Origin of the sequence: Pseudomonas sp. JV449, from assembly GCF_032424295.1 — a bacterium.
GTDB classification, from domain to species: Bacteria; Pseudomonadota; Gammaproteobacteria; order Pseudomonadales; family Pseudomonadaceae; genus Aquipseudomonas; species Aquipseudomonas marginalis.
Genome location: NZ_VYKD01000003.1, coordinates 234,937 through 252,470 on the forward strand (window position 1 = coordinate 234,937; position 17,534 = coordinate 252,470).

The following is a 17,534-nucleotide window of genomic DNA, read 5'->3' on the forward strand; positions in this document are numbered from 1 at the left end:
GCACTCGAGCGCGAGCAGGCTCGCTCACCACAAACAACTTTCTCAGGATAAAAATAATTAGGGACGAGAAATGCACCAGCAAGAAAAGGGTTTGAAACGCGGGCTGAGCGCCCGACATATTCGCTTCATGGCCCTCGGTTCCGCGATCGGCACCGGGCTGTTCTACGGGTCCGCCTCGGCCATCCAGATGGCTGGCCCCGCCGTGCTGCTGGCCTACCTGATCGGCGGCGCCGCGGTGTTCATGGTGATGCGCGCCCTCGGTGAAATGGCCGTGCACAACCCGGTCTCCGGCTCCTTCGGCCAATACGCCAGCACCTACCTGGGCCCGTTGGCCGGTTTTATCCTGGGCTGGACCTACGCCTTTGAAATGATCATCGTCTGTCTCGCCGACGTCACCGCCTTCGGCATCTACATGGGCTTCTGGTTTCCCGAGGTCGCACGCTGGGTCTGGGTGCTCGGCATCGTGTTTTTGATCGGCGGCCTGAACCTGTGCAACGTCAAGGTCTTTGGCGAGATGGAGTTCTGGCTGTCGCTGCTCAAGGTCGGCGCCATCGTGGCGATGATCCTCGGCGGTTTCGGCATCATGCTGTTCGGCATCCACTCGGCCGGCGAAACCCAGGCCAGCGGCCTGAGCAACCTGTGGGCCCACGGCGGCTTCATGCCCAACGGCATTGGTGGGCTGATCGCCTCGTTTGCAGTGGTGATGTTCGCGTTTGGCGGCATCGAGATCATCGGCATCACCGCCGGTGAAGCCAAGGATCCGCAGCGCGTGATCCCCAAGGCGATCAACGCCGTGCCGCTGCGCATCCTGTTGTTCTACGTGCTGACGTTGTTTGTCTTGATGGCCATCTACCCATGGCCGCAGATCGGCAGCCAGGGCAGTCCGTTCGTGCAGATCTTCAGCAACCTCGGGATAGGCTCGGCGGCGACCCTCCTCAATATCGTGGTGATTTCGGCGGCCGTGTCGGCTATCAACAGCGACATCTTCGGTGCCGGCCGCATGATGTACGGCCTGGCGCAGCAAGGGCAGGCGCCCAAGGGCTTTGCCCGGTTGTCCAGGCAAGGCGTACCGTGGATGACGGTGGTGGTGATGGGCGCCGCCTTGCTCGGCGGTGTGCTGCTCAACTACCTGATCCCGGAAAACGTGTTCCTGCTGATCGCGTCGATTGCCACCTTCGCCACCGTATGGGTGTGGCTGATGATCCTGTTCACCCAGGTCGCCATGCGCCGCTCGATGACGAAAGAGCAGGTCGCCGAATTGAAATTCCCGGTGCCGTTCTGGCCCTACGCGCCGGCTGCGGCCATCGTGTTCATGCTGTTTGTGTTTGGCGTGCTCGGTTACTTCCCGGACACCCAGGCGGCCTTGCTGGTCGGTGCGGTGTGGATCGTGTTGCTGGTCGTTGCCTATCTGCTGTGGGTCAAGCCCGCCGCCGGGCAAGCGGCCAAGGTCCATTACGACCCGGCCTTGTCTCATCGATAACTTAGGGAGGCGTTGATGAAAACCCTTTGGCAACACTGCCACGTCGCAACCATGGCCCAGGGCAAATACTCGATCATCGAGGATGCCGCCCTGGTCACCGCCGGTTCGCTCATCGAGTGGATCGGTCCGCGCAGCGAAGTACCGACGGCGGATTACGCCCAGGTGCATGACCTGCAAGGCGCGTGGGTCACCCCCGGGCTGATCGACTGCCACACCCACGCGGTGTTTGGCGGCAATCGCAGCGGCGAATTCGAGCAGCGCCTCGAGGGCGTGAGCTATGCCGACATCGCGGCCAAGGGCGGCGGTATTGCCAGCACCGTGCGCGCCACCCGCGCCGCCACGGAGGATGAACTCTTCGCCAGCGCCCATAAGCGCCTGCGCAGCCTGCTGCGCGATGGCGTGACCACGGTGGAGATCAAGTCCGGCTACGGCCTGGACCTGGCCAACGAGCGCAAGATGTTGCGTGTGGCTCGGCGCCTGGGCGAAGCGCTGCCGGTCAGCGTGCGTGCCACGTGCCTGGCGGCCCATGCATTGCCGCCGGAGTACAAGGACCGCGCCGACGATTACATCGAGCACATCTGCAATGAAATGCTGCCGGCCTTGGCGGCGCAGGGGTTGGTGGACGCGGTGGATGCGTTCTGCGAATACCTGGCGTTTTCCACCGAGCAGGTGGAGCGGGTGTTCAAGGTCGCCCAGCAACTCGGCCTGCCGGTGAAACTGCATGCCGAGCAGCTGTCGTCGCTGCACGGCTCCAGCCTGGCGGCGCGTTACCACGCGCTGTCGGCGGATCACCTGGAATTCATGACCGAAGAAGACGCCATCGCCATGGCCGCTGCCGGCACCGTCGCCGTGTTGCTGCCGGGGGCGTTCTACTTCCTGCGCGAAACCCAACTGCCGCCGATGGACGCCCTGCGCAGGCACGGCGTGAAGATCGCCATCGCCAGTGACCTCAACCCCGGCACCTCGCCGGCGTTGTCGGTACGCCTGATGCTGAACATGGCCTGCACCCTGTTCCGTATGACCCCGGAAGAAGCCCTGGCCGGTGTCACACAACATGCGGCCACCGCCCTGGGCATGGGCGACACCCATGGGTCCCTGGAAGTGGGCAAGGTCGCCGACTTTGTCGCCTGGCAGATTGATCGCCCCGCCGACCTCGCCTATTGGCTGGGCGGTGAGCTGGATAAACGCGTCGTGCGCCACGGCGTCGACGTCACCCTATAAGGAGCACTGCTGTGGATAAGGTTCTGAACTTCAAACAAGGCCGTGTGCCGCTGCTGATCAGCATGCCCCACGCCGGCCTGCGCCTGACGCCTGCGGTGGAAGCCGGGTTGATCCCCGAAGCGCAAAGCCTGCCGGACACCGATTGGCACATCCCCACGCTGTATGACTTCGCCGAAGCGCTGGGTGCCAGCACCCTGTCGGCGGAGTACTCGCGGTTTGTCATTGACCTGAACCGGCCCTCGGACGACAAGCCGCTGTACGCCGGTGCCACCACGGGCCTGTACCCGGCGACCCTGTTCGATGGCGTGCCGTTGTTCCGCGAAGGTCTGGAGCCGAGCGAGACAGAGCGCGCCAGTTACCTGCAAAAGATCTGGGGCCCGTATCACCGCGCGCTGCAAGAGGAACTGGCGCGGCTCAAGGCCGAGTTCGGTTATGCGTTGCTGTTCGATGCGCACTCGATCCGCTCGGTGATCCCGCACCTGTTCGACGGCAAACTGCCGGATTTCAACCTGGGCACCTTCAACGGCGCCGCCTGTGATCCGGAACTGGCCAGCCAGCTCGAGGCCATTTGTGCCACCCATCCTCAGTACACCCATGTATTGAACGGGCGCTTCAAGGGCGGCCATATCACCCGCCATTACGGCAATCCGGCGCAGGATATCCATGCGGTGCAGCTGGAATTGTGCCAGAGCACGTATATGGAAGAGTTCGAGCCGTTCCGCTATCGCCCGGATCTGGCCGAGCCGACGCAGGTGGTGTTGAAGCAGCTGCTGGAAGGCTTGCTGGCGTGGGGGCGCAAGCGCTACGAGTGACGAACGGTCGCCCCTGTGCAACTCACAGTCGCCACAGGTCGTGTTGGGAGAGGTCTCGCTCGGTAAGGTTGTGGTTATGGCGCACCAGACGCCACTTCCCATAATAAAAGCTGCCGAGTGAGACCTCTTTCATGAGAAGACTGTTCAACCGTTACCTGTTGACCCTCACCGGCGCCGCACTCCTCAGTGCCCAAGCCATGGCCGCCGAACCGGCCTCCTGCAAATCCATTCGCATGGGCGTGGTCAGTTGGACCGATGTGGTCGCCACCTCGGGCATGGCCGACGTGCTGCTCAGCGGCCTGGGCTATGACAGCAAGCAGACCAGCGCCGTGCAGCAGATCATCTTTGCCGGTATCCGCGATAAACGCCTGGACGTGTTCCTCGGCTATTGGAAGCCGGCGATGGACAACAACATCGCGCCGTTTCTGGCCGCCAGGCAGGTCAAAGTCTTTGATAAACCCAGCCTCGCCGACGCCCAGGCCACCCTGGCCGTACCGCAATACGTGGCTGACGCCGGGCTGAAGACCTTTGCCGACATCGCCCGCTTCAAGGACAAGCTGGGCGGCAAGATCTACGGCATCGAGCCCGGCAGCGGCGCCAATACCGATATCCAGAAAATGATCGACACCAACCACTTCGGCCTGGGCGGCTTCAAGCTGGTGGCTTCCGGTGAGGCTGGCATGTTGGCGGCGGTGCAGCGCGCGGTGAACCGCAAGGAGTTCGTGGTATTTGTCGGGTGGACCCCGCACCCCATGAACATCAATATGAAAATGGCCTATCTCACTGGCAGCGAAGACGTGTTCGGTCCTGACGAAGGGCGCGCCACGGTCTCCACCGTGACCGCGCCGGACTTCGCCGAACGCTGCCCCAACGCTAACCGATTGCTCGAGAACCTGACCTTCACCGCGGCCCAGGAAAGCCAGCTCATGGTGCCGATCATGGAGCGCCAGTCACCGCAGGACGTGGCCAGGCAATGGCTGCGCGACCACCCCGAGGATTTGCAGCGCTGGTTGGCCGGGGTTACAGCATTTGATGGCAGCGATGGCTTGGCGTCGCTCCAGGCCTACCTCAAACCCTAAGCCAAGTGCAGCCCCCGCTCACCACAAGGGCTTCATTACCTCAGGTTATGCTTTCACCGAAGATGTGTAGATACGACTGCCCCGATAGCGCCATGCCGGGCCACCTATCAAGTGACTGATCCATCGCAATCGGAAACCTCCGACCTTGAACCTGCCGCGCCAGAGATCATTGCGTATGTACCCGATATCCCCGCAACTTGTCGCGTTCGTTGAAAAAACCGAGTCTTTCACCAGCGCCGACTCTTCCCTGGCGAGCCTGCGCCAAAGTTACGAACGCATGTGCCAGGCATTCACCCCGCCGAAACCGGAAGGCTTGCAGCTCACGGACTTCACCCTGGCCGGCGTGGACGTGCGCAGTTATCTGCCCCCCACACCGCCACCCGCCGACGGCTGGCCATGTCTCCTCTATATACACGGCGGTGGCTGGGTGGTCGGCGGCCTGGATTCCCACGACGTCATCTGCTTCGAGCTGGCCAATGCCCTCCGGGTGCTGGTGATCGCCATCGACTACCGCCTGGCGCCCGAGCACCCATTCCCGGCCGCCTACGACGATTGCCGCGCAGTGTGGCAGGCGATCCAGAAAGGGCAGGCGCCACACGCCATCGATCGGCAACGCCTGGCAGTGGTCGGTGACAGTGCGGGCGGCAACCTGACGGCGGCGTTGTGCCTGGGGTTGCGCGATGATGGCCAGCCTATGCCGCGGGCCCAGGTCCTTATTTACCCCGGACTGGGCGGCCCGGCTGATTTGCCCTCGCGCCGTGACTGCATGGACGCGCCGCTGCTCAGCACTGCCGACACCGACTACTACCTGGCGCTCTACCTGCGTGGTTTGGCTAAACCATCGCCCTATGCTATGCCGCTGCTGGCCGAGGATTTCAGTGGTTTGCCCAAGGCCTTGATCGCAGTAGCCCAATTCGACCCGCTGCGCGACGACGGCATGCTGTACGCCGAGCGCCTGCAACAGGCCGGTGTGCCTGCGCGGTTGTATCCGGGCAAAGGCCTGGTCCACGGCTGTCTGCGCGCAAAGGGCCAGGCCCCGGAGGTGGATCGGCTGTACGGCTACCTGTTGGATTACCTGAGGAGCGAACTACTGACGCAGCTCTAAGCGCTCAAGGACATGCTCATTGCACAATTCGGGTTTATAGTGCCAGACGGCAAAATAAAAGACGTCCCCCCAGGGATGAACCCGACCCCCTACGGAGCGCGCAATGCAGACTTGGTACCCGCAGATCAAACCCTACGCCCGGCACGATCTGGCCGTCGATGACACCCACACGCTGTACGTCGATGAAAGTGGCTCCCCCGAAGGCTTGCCTGTCGTATTCATCCACGGTGGCCCTGGCGCCGGTTGCGATGCCCAGAGCCGCTGCTATTTCGATCCCAACCTGTACCGCATCGTCACCTTCGACCAGCGTGGCTGCGGCCGTTCCACCCCGCGCGCGAGCCTGGAAAACAACACCACCTGGGACCTGGTCGCCGACCTCGAGCGCATCCGCGAACATCTTGGCATCGACAAATGGGTGCTGTTCGGCGGCTCCTGGGGCTCGACCCTGGCCCTGGCCTACGCGCAAACCCACCCCGAACGTGTGCATGGCCTGATCGTGCGCGGTATTTTCCTCGCCCGCCCCCAGGACATCGAATGGTTCTACCAGGCTGGTGCCAGCCGCCTGTTCCCGGACTACTGGCAGGACTACATCGCGCCGATTCCCGCCGATGAGCGTCACGACATGATCGCGGCCTACCACAAGCGCCTGACCGGCAACGACCAGATCGCCCAGATGCACGCCGCCAAGGCCTGGTCCGGCTGGGAAGGGCGCATGCTCGGCCTGTGCCCGAGCCCGCAGCACGTGGAGCGTTTTTCCGAGCCTCAGCGCGCGCTGTCCATCGCCCGTATCGAGTGCCACTACTTCACCAACAACTCCTTCCTGGAGCCCAACCAGCTGATTCGCGATATGCACAAGATCGCCCATCTGCCTGGCGTCATCATCCATGGCCGCTACGATATGATCTGCCCGTTGGATAACGCCTGGGAGCTGCATCAGGCCTGGCCGAACAGCGAACTGCAGGTCATTCGTGAAGCGGGTCATGCGGCGTCCGAGCCCGGGATTACCGATGCACTGGTGCGCGCGACCGGCGAAATGGCACGGCGCCTGCTTGATCTGCCGCCAGAAGAAGCATGAAGGCCTTGCTGCAACGGGTGCGTAGCGCCCGGGTCGAAGTGGCGGACGAAATCGTCGGAGCGATTGACCAAGGTTTGCTGGTGCTGGTGGCCGTCGAACCTGCAGATACGCCCGAGAGCGCCGACAAACTGCTGCACAAGCTGCTTAACTACCGGGTGTTCAGCGACGACGAGGGCAAGATGAACCTGTCGTTGAAGGATATCGATGGCGGATTGCTGCTGGTGTCGCAGTTCACCCTGGCGGCGGATACCAAGAGCGGCCTGCGGCCAAGCTTCTCAACCGCTGCACCGCCGGCCCTGGGAGCGGCGCTTTTTGATCACTTGCTGTTACAAGCGCAACAATTGCATGGCAAGGTGGCCTCGGGGCGTTTTGGCGCAGATATGCAGGTGCATCTGGTCAATGATGGCCCTGTGACCTTTCTCTTACAGACATGAATGTATTAAAAACGACTTTAATGCCTAAAAACGTAGGGTTTCGCTACAAATACTTCGTTGTCCCTGATGCGTTGTCTCGCGGGCTACTAGATAATCGCGCGCTACGGGGATCAGCGTTGTTTGGTCCATTTTTGACTTAGGTAGAGACTTGTCCGACGGCCTCAGGGGAATCATTTGGACCCTGGGGAGTCGGAACAATGCTCGCCAACCTGGCATATAGATAGCTGGCCGTTGGTTTTTTGATCTGTTTTCGGCGAGGGTTGCTCGTGATTGTTAGTCCCTGTAATGCACCAAAATTGTCTGCCAAACGGTTACGAAACGCACTGGTGACGGGCTCAGCCCTGTTTTGCCTGTTCGGCGCGGGTCAACTGTGGGCATTCAGTCTGGATGATGTGTCGGCCAAGGCAAAAGAGCTGGCCGGGCAGAAATACGAAGCTCCGCGCAGCAATCTGCCGAACGAGTTCCGCGAAATGAAGTTCGCGGACTACCAGAAGATTCGTTTCCGCAATGAAAAAGCCGAATGGGCCGATCAGAACACCCCGTTCAAGTTGTCCTTCTATCACCAGGGTATGCATTTCGATACACCGGTGAAAATCAACGAAGTGACCGCCGACAGCGTCCAGGAAATCAAATACGACCCGACTCGCTTCGATTTCGGCGACGTGAAGTTTGATCCTAAAGCCACCGAACAGCTGGGTTACGCCGGTTTCCGTGTGCTGTACCCGATCAACAAGGGCGACAAGCAAGACGAAATCATGACCATGCTCGGCGCCAGCTATTTCCGCGTCGTCGGCAAGGACCAGGTCTATGGCCTGTCCGCCCGTGGCATGGCGATCGATACCGCGCTGCCGTCGGGTGAAGAATTCCCGCGTTTCACCGAGTTCTGGATCGAACGTCCAAAACCGGGTGACAAGCACCTGGTGATCTTTGCCCTGCTGGATTCCCCACGTGCGACCGGCGCCTATCGCCTGATCCTGCGTCCGGGCACCGACACGGTTGTCGATGTGAAATCCCAGATGTTCCTGCGTGACAAGGTCAGCAAGCTGGGCGTTGCCCCGTTGACCTCCATGTTCCTGTTCGGCGCCAACCAGCCGTCCAAGGTGCTCAACTACCGTCGCGAGTTGCATGACTCCAGCGGCCTGTCGATCCATGCCGGCAACGGCGAGTGGATCTGGCGCCCCCTGAACAACCCTAAACACCTGTCGGTCAGCAACTTCACCGTGGAGAACCCGCGTGGGTTCGGCCTGCTGCAACGCGGTCGCAACTTCAGCCACTACGAAGACCTCGACGACAACTACGACAAGCGTCCAAGCGCGTGGATCGAGCCTGAAGGCGACTGGGGCAAGGGCTCCGTCGACCTGGTCGAGATCCCGACTGCCGATGAAACCAACGACAACATCGTTGCGTTCTGGAGCCCGGCCGAGTTACCGGAAGTCGGCAAGCCGCTGGAAGTGGCCTACCGCCTGCACTGGACCCTCGATGATGCCGCGTTCCATTCGCCGGACAGCGCCTGGGTCAAGCAGACCCTGCGCTCCACCGGTGACGTGAAGCAATCCAACCTGATCCGTCAGCCGGATGGCAGCGTGGCTTACCTGGTGGACTTCGAGGGCCCGTCCTTGAAGAAACTGCTGCCGGACGCCCCGGTGCGCAGCCAGGTGAGCGTGAGTGACAACGCGGAGCTGGTAGAAAACAGCGTGCGCTACAACGAACACACCAAAGGCTGGCGCCTGACCCTGCGTATGAAGATCAAGGACGCAGGCAAGCCGACCGAGATGCGTGCAGCCCTGGTCCAGGACATCACGCCGCCTGAGCCTGAGCATGTTTCCACCCAGGTGCTGAAGGCCGACAAGGTCCTGGCCAAGCAGCATGATAAACAGGCCAAGAAAGACGCGAAAGACAAGGAAGCCAAGCAGCCAGAAGCTGCCCCAGCCACACCGGAGCCGATCAAGACCGAGCAAGTCCTGACCGAAACCTGGAGCTATCAGTTGCCTGCCGATGAGTAATTCTCAAGTCCAGCCAGAGACTCTCTCCGAGTACCTGGCGCATCTTCCGATGACCGCTGAGCAGCGCGCCGAGTTGGCGGGCTGCACATCCTTCACCGAGTTGCACGAGCGCTTGTCGTCCAAGGCGTTCGATGCACCCGTCGACGCCGCCCAGGCGTCGGTGGGTCGCCGCTTGACCCTCAGCACGGCCGAAGAGCTGCAAGACGCCGAAATGCTCGGGCTCGACGCCAGTGGGCGCGTGTGCCTCAAGGCCACGCCGCCCATCCGCCGTACCCGCGTGGTGCCTGAACCGTGGCGCACCAATATCCTGGTGCGCGGCTGGCGACGGATCACCGGCCGCAGCAACCCGCCGACCCCGCCGAAGGATGAGCGCGTATTGCCGGCGGCCCGCTGGCGTACCGTGGGTTCGATTCGTCGTTACATCCTGCTGGTGCTGATGCTCGGCCAGACCATCGTGGCCGGCTGGTACATGAAAGGCATCATGCCGTACCAGGGCTGGTCGCTGGTCGACTTCGACGAGATCCGCAACCAGACCCTGCTGCAAACCGCCACCCAGGTGCTGCCTTACGCCCTGCAGACCAGCATCCTGATCATGTTCGGAATCTTGTTCTGCTGGGTCTCGGCCGGTTTCTGGACTGCATTGATGGGCTTCCTCGAACTGCTCACCGGCCACGATAAATACCGGATTTCCGGTAAAAGTGCCGGCGACGAGCCGATCCCGAAAGAGGCGCGCACCGCGCTGGTCATGCCGATCTGCAACGAAGACGTGCCGCGGGTATTCGCCGGTTTGCGCGCGACGTTCGAATCGGTGGCCGCCACCGGTGACCTCGATCGTTTCGACTTCTTCGTGCTCAGCGACAGTAACGAGGCCGACATCTGCATCGCCGAGCAGCAAGCCTGGCTCGACGTCTGCCGTGAGGCGGGTGGCTTCGGCAAGATCTTCTATCGCCGCCGTCGCCGTCGCGTGAAGCGTAAAAGCGGCAACCTCGACGACTTCTGCCGTCGTTGGGGCGGCGACTACAAGTACATGGTGGTTCTCGACGCCGACAGCGTGATGAGCGGCGAATGCCTGACCAGCCTGGTGCGCCTGATGGAAGCCACGCCGGATGCCGGGATTATCCAGACCGCTCCGCGTGCGTCGGGCATGGACACCCTGTATGCGCGCATGCAGCAATTCGCCACCCGGGTGTACGGCCCGCTGTTCACCGCCGGCCTGCACTTCTGGCAGTTGGGTGAATCCCACTACTGGGGTCACAACGCGATCATCCGCATGAAACCGTTTATCGAGCACTGCGCCTTGGCGCCATTGCCGGGTAAAGGTGCGTTCGCAGGTTCCATCCTGTCCCACGACTTCGTTGAAGCGGCGCTGATGCGCCGTGCCGGCTGGGGCGTGTGGATTGCCTACGACCTGCCGGGCAGCTACGAAGAACTGCCGCCGAACCTGCTGGATGAACTCAAGCGTGACCGTCGCTGGTGCCACGGCAACCTGATGAACTTCCGCCTGTTCCTGGTCAAGGGCATGCACCCGGTGCACCGCGCGGTGTTCCTGACCGGTGTGATGTCCTACCTGTCGGCGCCGTTGTGGTTCCTGTTCCTGGTGCTGTCGACGGCCTTGCTGGCGGTCAACACCCTGATGGAGCCGCAGTACTTCATGGCGCCACGCCAGTTGTACCCACTGTGGCCGCAATGGCATCCGGACAAGGCGGTGGCGCTGTTCTCCACCACCATCGTGCTGCTGTTCCTGCCGAAGTTGCTGAGCATCATCCTGATCTGGGCCAAAGGTGCGAAGGAGTTCGGTGGCAAGTTCAAGGTGACGATGTCCATGCTGCTGGAGATGCTGTTCTCCATGCTGCTGGCGCCGGTGCGGATGATTTTCCACACCCGTTTCGTGCTCGCCGCGTTCCTCGGCTGGGCCGCGACCTGGAACTCGCCGCAGCGTGACGACGACTCCACCCCGTGGGGCGAAGCGATCAAGCGTCACGGCACGCAGACCCTGCTGGGCTTCTTCTGGGCCCTGCTGGTGGTGTGGTTGAACCCGAGCTTCCTGTGGTGGCTGGTACCGATCGTCGGTTCGTTGATGCTGTCGATCCCGGTGTCGGTGATCTCCAGCCGGGTCAACCTTGGCCTGAAGTCCCGCGATGAGAGCCTGTTCCTGATCCCTGAGGAATACAATCCGCCGCAAGCGTTGCTGTCCACCGACAAGTACACCCACGAAAACCGTTGGCACGCGCTGAAAGACGGCTTTGTGCGCTCGGTGGTCGACCCGCAGCAGAACGCCCTGGCCTGTGCCCTGGCGACCTCGCGTCACGGTCAGGCCGAGCCGATCGAGTACCTGCGTGCCGAGCGTGTGCGCCACGCGTTGAAAGTCGGCCCTGCCGGCCTCAACAACGGCGAACGCCTGGCGTTGCTCAGCGACCCGGTAGCCCTGGCCCGCTTGCATGAGCAGATCTGGAGCGAAGGGCATGCCGAGTGGCTCGCTGCCTGGCGTAATTCGATCAAGGCCGACCCGCACGCGCCGTTACTGCCGCTGCAACCGCTGTCGTCCCAGGCCCAACCGGCCTGATTCAGGCGCCCCCGAGGGTTCACTTCGGGGGCGTTCGAAGCGCTGGTCCTACAGCGTTTCTCTATCGCTCTAACTCCTTGTTATTTCGAAACAAAAGTCCCTTGTCCGAGGCGTATTTGCGTGCCCGCGAGTGGGGTAGGATCGCCCCCCAAATTTGACTCGGTCACAGGGGGATTCATGATCAAAAGGTATTGTTCGGCATTGCTGATCGGCGTTATTGCATTGATTCACGCTGGTCTGGTGCAGGCCGGTGCCATCGACGATGCGGTTCGGCGTGGTGTGTTGAAAGTGGGTACTACGCCCACCTATGTCCCCTTTGAAATGACCGATAAAGAGGGCCGTATCGTTGGCTTTGAAATCGACCTGCTCAAGGTGATGAGCCAGGCCCTGGGCGTTGAGCTTGAATTGGTCAGCGTGCCCTATACCGAGTTGCTGCCTGGGCTACAGGCGAAAAAGTTCGACCTGATCGGCAGCGGCATGACCGTCACCCAGGAGCGCAACCTGAAGCTGAATTTCAGCGACTCCTTTATCGTGGTGGGGCAAACCGTGTTGCTGCACCCCAGCCTGAAGGACAAGGTCGCCAGTGTCGAAGACCTGGACGACGCCACTTACCGTGTCACCACCGTCCAGGGCACCACTGGCGAGGCGGCGGCGCAACGCTTCCTGGGGGCGGCGCGCTTGAGCAGTTTTGCAACGCCCCGGGAAGCTGTGCGCCAAGTGGTGAACGGTGCCGCCGATGCCTTTATTTACGATGCGCCCTACAACCTGATCGCCCTGAGCTTGCCGGAAAACCGCGAGCTGCTGGCGCTTGAACAGCCGTTCACCTTTGAACCCTTGGCGTTTGGCGTGAAGAAAGGCGATTTTGACAGCCTCAACTGGATCAACCATTTCCTCAATCAAGTCGCCCAGGACGGGACCTACGATCGCTTGCACGACAAGTGGTTCAAGGACATGGACTGGCTGGTAGAGGTCGACTGGAAGTCATAACTTCTTACACATCAATCCGTTGCCAGCGCTACCAACGCAAGCGTCTATCCCAGCAGTTGGCTGCGTTGTTGTGGGACTTTTCCGACATACGCAGATAACAAATACCCGTGAAACCTTTGTGACAGGCAATGAGTGGGTTAGGATCGCACCCCGAATTGGTGCAGCCCTTTTGCGCGCCGACCGTATAAGAATCGTTCAGGGGACTTGATGATGAAAAAGTATCTTTCGATGCTGCTGCTCGGCGTCGCCGCGCTGGTTGCGGCCAATGCCGCCCAGGCCGGTGCCATCGATGATGCGGTCAAGCGCGGCACGCTGAAAGTCGGCATGGACCCGACCTACATGCCGTTCGAAATGACCGACAAACGCGGCGAAATCATTGGGTTCGAGGTCGATATCCTCAAGGCCATGGCCAAGTCCATGGGTGTCAAGCTGGAGCTGGTGTCCACCGGCTATGACGGCATCATCCCGGCGTTCCTCACCGGCAAGTTCGACATGATCGGCAGCGGCATGACCCTGACTCAGGAACGCAACCTGCGCCTGAACTTCAGCGAACCCTTCATTGTGGTTGGCCAGACCCTGCTGATCCGCAAGGAGCTGGAAGGCACCATCAAGTCCTACAAAGACCTGAACGACGAGAAGTACCGCCTGACCTCCAAGCTCGGCACCACCGGTGAGATGGTCGCCAAGAAGCTGATCTCCAAGGCCAAGTACCACGGCTATGACAACGAGCAGGAAGGTGTGCTGGACGTGGTCAACGGCAAGGCCGATGCCTTTGTGTATGACGCGCCATACAACGTGGTCGCCGAGAAAAAAGTCGGTAACGGCAAGCTGGTGTTCCTCGAAGAACCCTTCACCTTTGAACCCCTGGCGTTCGGCCTGAAGAAGGGTGACTACGACAGCATCAACTTCATCAACAATTTCCTGCACCAGATCAAGAACGACGGCACCTACGATCGCATCCATGACAAGTGGTTCAAGAGCTCCGAGTGGCTCAAGGACATGGAATAAAGCGGGACTGTTTTCTGTTGTGAGAGGGCTTGATGTGGGGAGCGGGCTTGCCACCTCAAGTGTGCGGGCCTCGAATTTTTTGGATGCTGAGTAGATGAAACAGAAAAAAGCCCAATGGCCCTGGCACCTGCTGACCGTCGTCGTGCTGGTCGGCCTGGCTGGCGCCTTGTACTACGCTACCTCGCTGATGTCCTACGAATGGCGCTGGAACCGGGTCCCGCAATACTTCGCTTACCAGGCCGAAGAGTCCCAGCGCGCTGCGGACATCTCCACTGTCGTGGAGCTGGTCCGCAAGGGCGATGTGGCCGAAGTCACCCTGCGCAACGATGCCGGCGTCGAACAACGCGTGAGCGTGGCCGACAACAGCCTGCAAGTGGCGCGCGGCGATGATGTGGCCGAAGGCGATGTCATCGGGGTTAACCGCCATTGGGCGTTGGGCCCCTTGATGTGGGGGCTGTGGACCACGTTGTGGCTGTCGGTGGTATCCGGGATTCTCGGCCTGGCGATCGGTCTTGCAACCGGGTTGTGCCGACTGTCCAATAACCCGACCCTGCGCGATCTGTCGACGATCTACGTCGAGCTGGTGCGTGGTACGCCACTGTTGGTGCAGATCTTCATTTTCTACTTTTTTATCGGCACGGTGCTCAACCTGTCCCGGGAATTCGCCGGGATCGCCGCCCTGTCGTTGTTCACCGGCGCCTATGTGGCGGAAATCGTCCGCGCGGGGGTGCAGTCCATCACCCGTGGCCAGAACGAGGCGGCTCGCTCCCTGGGCCTGAGCGCCAGCCAGTCGATGCGTCATGTGGTGCTGCCGCAGGCCTTCAAGCGCGTGTTGCCGCCGCTGGCCGGGCAATTTATCAGCCTGGTGAAAGACACCTCGCTGGTCTCGGTGATCGCGATTACCGAGCTGCTCAAAAGCGGTCGCGAAGTGATCACCACCTCGTTCTCGCCGTTTGAAATCCTGTTCTGCGTCGCAGGGTTGTACCTGCTGATCAACCTGCCGCTGTCGAAAATGGCCAGCCGGCTTGAGCGGAGGCTCGCCCAAAGTGATTGAAGTCCGCGATCTGGTAAAAGTCTTCGATACCCGCGGGCATGTGGTGCGCGCGGTGGACCATGTGACCACCCAGGTGGCCAAGGGCGAAGTGTTGGTGGTGATCGGCCCGTCCGGCTCCGGCAAGTCCACGTTCCTGCGTTGCCTCAATGGCCTGGAAGAGTTCGATTCCGGCTCGGTGAGCATCGATGGCCTGCAACTGGCCGACCCGAAAACCGATGTGAATGCCTATCGCCGTGAAGTCGGCATGGTGTTCCAGCACTTCAACCTGTTCCCCCACATGACCGTGCTGGAAAACCTGTGCCTGGCGCAAAAAGTCGTGCGCAAGCGCGGTAAGAAAGAGCGCGAAGCCAAGGCCCTGGCGCTGCTGGAAAAGGTCGGCATTGCGCAGAAAGCCAACGAGTTCCCGTCGCGGCTTTCCGGTGGCCAGCAACAGCGCGTGGCGATTGCCCGGGCGTTGGCGATGGAGCCCAAGGTGATGCTGTTCGACGAGCCCACCTCGGCCCTCGACCCGGAAATGGTCGGCGAGGTGCTGGACGTGATGAAGACCCTGGCCCTGGAAGGCATGACCATGGTCTGCGTCACTCACGAAATGGGTTTTGCCCGTGAAGTGGCGGACCGGGTGCTGTTCTTCGATCATGGCAAGTTGCTGGAAGATGCGGCCCCGGCCGAGTTCTTCGCGGCGCCCAAAGACCCGCGTGCCCAGGCGTTCCTGCGCCAGGTGCTATAGGGCGCGGGGCGTTCATACCTTGAACCGCCCCACGCATTGCTGCAAATCCGTTCCCAACCGCGCCAGTTCGATACTGGCCGCTGCCGTCTGTTCACTGGCGGCGGCGGTTTGCTCCGAGGCGTCGCGTACTTTCAATACGCTGCGATTGATCTCTTCGGCCACCGCACTTTGCTCCTCGGCGGCAGCGGCGATCTGCGGGTTCATTTCCTGGATGACCGACACCGTGCGGGCTATCTCCGTCAGGGAGTCCCCGGCGTTGCGGGCCAGGCCGACGCTGTTGTCGGTCAGGGTGCGGCTGTAATCCATGATGTCGGCCACTTGTTGGGTTCCGCTGTGCAGGCCGCCAATCAGCTCTTCGATTTCCTCGGCGGACTGCTGGGTCCGTTGGGCGAGACCGCGCACCTCATCGGCGACCACCGCGAAGCCTTGACCGGCCTCGCCGGCCCGTGCGGCTTCTATCGCAGCGTTGAGCGCCAGCAGGTTGGTCTGCTGTGACACGGACTTGATCACATCCAGCACGCTGCTGATTTTCTGGCTTTCCCGTTGCAGCCCAATCATGGCCTGGCCTGCGCGCGCCATTTCATGGGCAAGGTGCTCGATTTGCGCCACGACATCCGTCACCACCTGATCGCCCAGCTCAGTCTGTTGATTGGCCTGTCCGGCGGCGAGGGACGCCTGCTCGGCGTGGCGCGCAACCTCCTGGGCGGTGGCGAGCATCTGGTTCATGGCGGCGGCGACCTGCTCGGTTTCATCGCGCTGATTATTCACCCCTGCGCGAGTTTGTTCGGTCACGGTGGAGAGCTCCTCGGCGGCGCTGGCAATTTGCCGCGCGTTGTCGCTGATGTTGCCAATCAGCCCCCGCAGGTTCAGCGTCATTTGGCTCATGCTGCGTTGCAGTTGACCCAACTCGTCACGCCGTCGGGATTGCACGTCATGGCTCAGGTCGCCTTGCGCAATGCGATTGGCGGCGGACAGCGCTTTGCGCAGCGGTTTCACGATTTGCCCGGCAATCAGCCAGGCCGCCAGGGCTCCGAGGAGCAAGGCTGCAGCGGTCGTACCAAGGGTTTGGGTGCGGGCTTGTTCGGCTTCGCGTTCGCGTCGTTGAGTCTGGTCCTGGCTCAAGAGATCGCTCTGGGCGAGCAGTTGGTCCAGCTGCTGTTCCAATTGATTTTGCGCGCCTTCGGTTGTGAGTTGCGTGTCCTTGAGGCGTGTGAGGTGGGTGCGGATACTGAGCACGGTATTTTTCAGGGCGCCGCTGTCGACCGGCAATTTTGCTACGCCAGCCTGGGCGAGTTCGAGGTTACGCTCGGCGTCGCTGACGGCCTGGGCGTAGGCATCCAGCGAGCTGGCGGCCCAGGCAGGGGTTTGGGCGCGATCCTCCGCCTGCTCTATGGCCTGGCGCAGGTTTTCGATGGCATCGAGGGCTTTTTCATCCTCCTGGTCGGGTAAGTCGCTGGCCAGTTGTGCCAGCACGTCACCGGTGCGTACGGAGCTCTGCTTCAGTTGTTCACGGGCACTCTCACGTTTCTCGACCAGGGCAGGCACCTCCTTGAGCGTGGTTTTGAACGTTGCGGAGAGGCGGGTCATCTCCTGCAGGTATTGAATGGATTTGGGGACTTTGAGCCGGTTGGAAAGCTCGCTCAGGAATCCGTCGATTTTTTCTATGCTCACGCTCAATTTGTTGAGGCTGTTGGTATCGTCCAGGGTTCGGTAGACGATTCTGTCGGCCCGCAGTTCTTCACCCGTCACGGCCAGTTGCGCGAGCACGGTCAGGGTTTGCGAGCGGTAAAGGGACGCGGCCAGCGCCTGCCAGCCAGTCACGGCAATCACAAGGCTCAATGCCAGGACCAGGGAGAAGCCCAGGGCCAGTTTGAGAGTGACACTGGCGTCACCCAACAGGTAAGTCATTCGACGAAGCATGATCAACCTCCGACAAGTGAACAGTGGGCGTTCTCAACATGCGCAGGCACATTGAGCTGAATTGAA

Annotated in this window: 14 protein-coding genes; 13 read left to right on the top strand and 1 reads right to left on the bottom strand. The window is 61.4% G+C overall.

All coding sequences use genetic code 11. From position 1 onward, the window contains the following. The first annotated feature begins 70 nt into the window (after window positions 1-70). The 13 genes from F6S08_RS02495 (at window position 71) to F6S08_RS02555 (ending at window position 15,548) form a co-directional block, all read left to right on the top strand. Window positions 71-1,480: an amino acid permease gene (locus F6S08_RS02495; RefSeq protein ID WP_065925740.1), complete on the top strand. Its 1,410-nt coding sequence runs from the start codon at window positions 71-73 to the stop codon at window positions 1,478-1,480. A 15-nt stretch (window positions 1,481-1,495) separates the two neighbouring features. Next, the gene (gene hutI, locus F6S08_RS02500) at window positions 1,496-2,701 is read left to right on the top strand and encodes an imidazolonepropionase (RefSeq protein ID WP_065946672.1); all 1,206 of its coding nucleotides are present in this window, start codon (window positions 1,496-1,498) and stop codon (window positions 2,699-2,701) included. A gap of 11 nt (window positions 2,702-2,712) precedes the next feature. Further along, the gene (hutG, locus tag F6S08_RS02505; RefSeq protein WP_065925738.1) at window positions 2,713-3,513 is read left to right on the top strand and encodes an N-formylglutamate deformylase; all 801 of its coding nucleotides are present in this window, start codon (window positions 2,713-2,715) and stop codon (window positions 3,511-3,513) included. Window positions 3,514-3,644: 131 nt separating this feature from the next. Beyond that, the gene (locus F6S08_RS02510; RefSeq protein WP_065925737.1) at window positions 3,645-4,592 is read left to right on the top strand and encodes a choline ABC transporter substrate-binding protein; all 948 of its coding nucleotides are present in this window, start codon (window positions 3,645-3,647) and stop codon (window positions 4,590-4,592) included. Window positions 4,593-4,767: 175 nt separating this feature from the next. Then, a complete protein-coding gene (locus F6S08_RS02515) occupies window positions 4,768-5,697 on the top strand; it encodes an alpha/beta hydrolase (protein ID WP_315871242.1) in 930 nt (309 codons plus the stop codon). 103 nt (window positions 5,698-5,800) lie between these two features. After that, window positions 5,801-6,772 carry a prolyl aminopeptidase gene (gene pip / locus F6S08_RS02520; RefSeq protein ID WP_027605045.1) on the top strand — a complete coding sequence of 324 codons (972 nt, stop codon included), beginning with the start codon at window positions 5,801-5,803 and terminating at the stop codon, window positions 6,770-6,772. Then, window positions 6,769-7,206, top strand: a complete 438-nt coding sequence (gene dtd, locus F6S08_RS02525; protein WP_065925734.1) for a D-aminoacyl-tRNA deacylase — start codon at window positions 6,769-6,771, stop codon at window positions 7,204-7,206. Before pip ends, dtd begins: the two co-directional genes overlap by 4 nt. Before the next feature lie 323 nt (window positions 7,207-7,529). After that, complete coding sequence (locus tag F6S08_RS02530) at window positions 7,530-9,209, top strand: glucan biosynthesis protein G (protein ID WP_235865643.1); 1,680 nt, start codon at window positions 7,530-7,532, stop codon at window positions 9,207-9,209. After that, window positions 9,202-11,772 (top strand): glucans biosynthesis glucosyltransferase MdoH, encoded by a 2,571-nt coding sequence (gene mdoH, locus F6S08_RS02535; RefSeq protein ID WP_065946670.1) that lies wholly within the window; start codon window positions 9,202-9,204, stop codon window positions 11,770-11,772. The genes F6S08_RS02530 and mdoH overlap by 8 nt, the downstream gene beginning before the upstream one ends. 177 nt (window positions 11,773-11,949) lie before the next feature. Next, complete coding sequence (locus tag F6S08_RS02540; RefSeq protein WP_027605041.1) at window positions 11,950-12,759, top strand: transporter substrate-binding domain-containing protein; 810 nt, start codon at window positions 11,950-11,952, stop codon at window positions 12,757-12,759. A 210-nt stretch (window positions 12,760-12,969) separates the two neighbouring features. After that, a complete protein-coding gene (locus F6S08_RS02545) occupies window positions 12,970-13,767 on the top strand; it encodes a transporter substrate-binding domain-containing protein (protein WP_065925731.1) in 798 nt (265 codons plus the stop codon). A gap of 94 nt (window positions 13,768-13,861) precedes the next feature. Further along, window positions 13,862-14,821: an amino acid ABC transporter permease gene (locus tag F6S08_RS02550; protein WP_065925730.1), complete on the top strand. Its 960-nt coding sequence runs from the start codon at window positions 13,862-13,864 to the stop codon at window positions 14,819-14,821. Next, window positions 14,814-15,548, top strand: a complete 735-nt coding sequence (locus tag F6S08_RS02555) for an amino acid ABC transporter ATP-binding protein (RefSeq protein ID WP_027605038.1) — start codon at window positions 14,814-14,816, stop codon at window positions 15,546-15,548. The genes F6S08_RS02550 and F6S08_RS02555 overlap by 8 nt, the downstream gene beginning before the upstream one ends. Window positions 15,549-15,560: 12 nt before the next feature. On the opposite strand, the gene F6S08_RS02560 is transcribed toward F6S08_RS02555, so the two are convergent. Then, window positions 15,561-17,468: a methyl-accepting chemotaxis protein gene (locus tag F6S08_RS02560; protein ID WP_065925729.1), complete on the bottom strand. Its 1,908-nt coding sequence runs from the start codon at window positions 17,466-17,468 to the stop codon at window positions 15,561-15,563. Window positions 17,469-17,534: the final 66 nt, after the last annotated feature.

Coding starts and splice junctions, on each gene's coding strand:
- F6S08_RS02495 (WP_065925740.1), top strand. CDS start 71: ATGCACCAGCAAGAAAAGGGTTTGAAACGCGGGCTGAGCGCCCGACAT.
- hutI (WP_065946672.1), top strand. CDS start 1,496: ATGAAAACCCTTTGGCAACACTGCCACGTCGCAACCATGGCCCAGGGC.
- F6S08_RS02510 (WP_065925737.1), top strand. CDS start 3,645: ATGAGAAGACTGTTCAACCGTTACCTGTTGACCCTCACCGGCGCCGCA.
- F6S08_RS02515 (WP_315871242.1), top strand. CDS start 4,768: ATGTACCCGATATCCCCGCAACTTGTCGCGTTCGTTGAAAAAACCGAG.
- pip (WP_027605045.1), top strand. CDS start 5,801: ATGCAGACTTGGTACCCGCAGATCAAACCCTACGCCCGGCACGATCTG.
- dtd (WP_065925734.1), top strand. CDS start 6,769: ATGAAGGCCTTGCTGCAACGGGTGCGTAGCGCCCGGGTCGAAGTGGCG.
- mdoH (WP_065946670.1), top strand. CDS start 9,202: ATGAGTAATTCTCAAGTCCAGCCAGAGACTCTCTCCGAGTACCTGGCG.
- F6S08_RS02540 (WP_027605041.1), top strand. CDS start 11,950: ATGATCAAAAGGTATTGTTCGGCATTGCTGATCGGCGTTATTGCATTG.
- F6S08_RS02545 (WP_065925731.1), top strand. CDS start 12,970: ATGAAAAAGTATCTTTCGATGCTGCTGCTCGGCGTCGCCGCGCTGGTT.
- F6S08_RS02550 (WP_065925730.1), top strand. CDS start 13,862: ATGAAACAGAAAAAAGCCCAATGGCCCTGGCACCTGCTGACCGTCGTC.
- F6S08_RS02560 (WP_065925729.1), bottom strand. CDS start 17,468: ATGCTTCGTCGAATGACTTACCTGTTGGGTGACGCCAGTGTCACTCTC.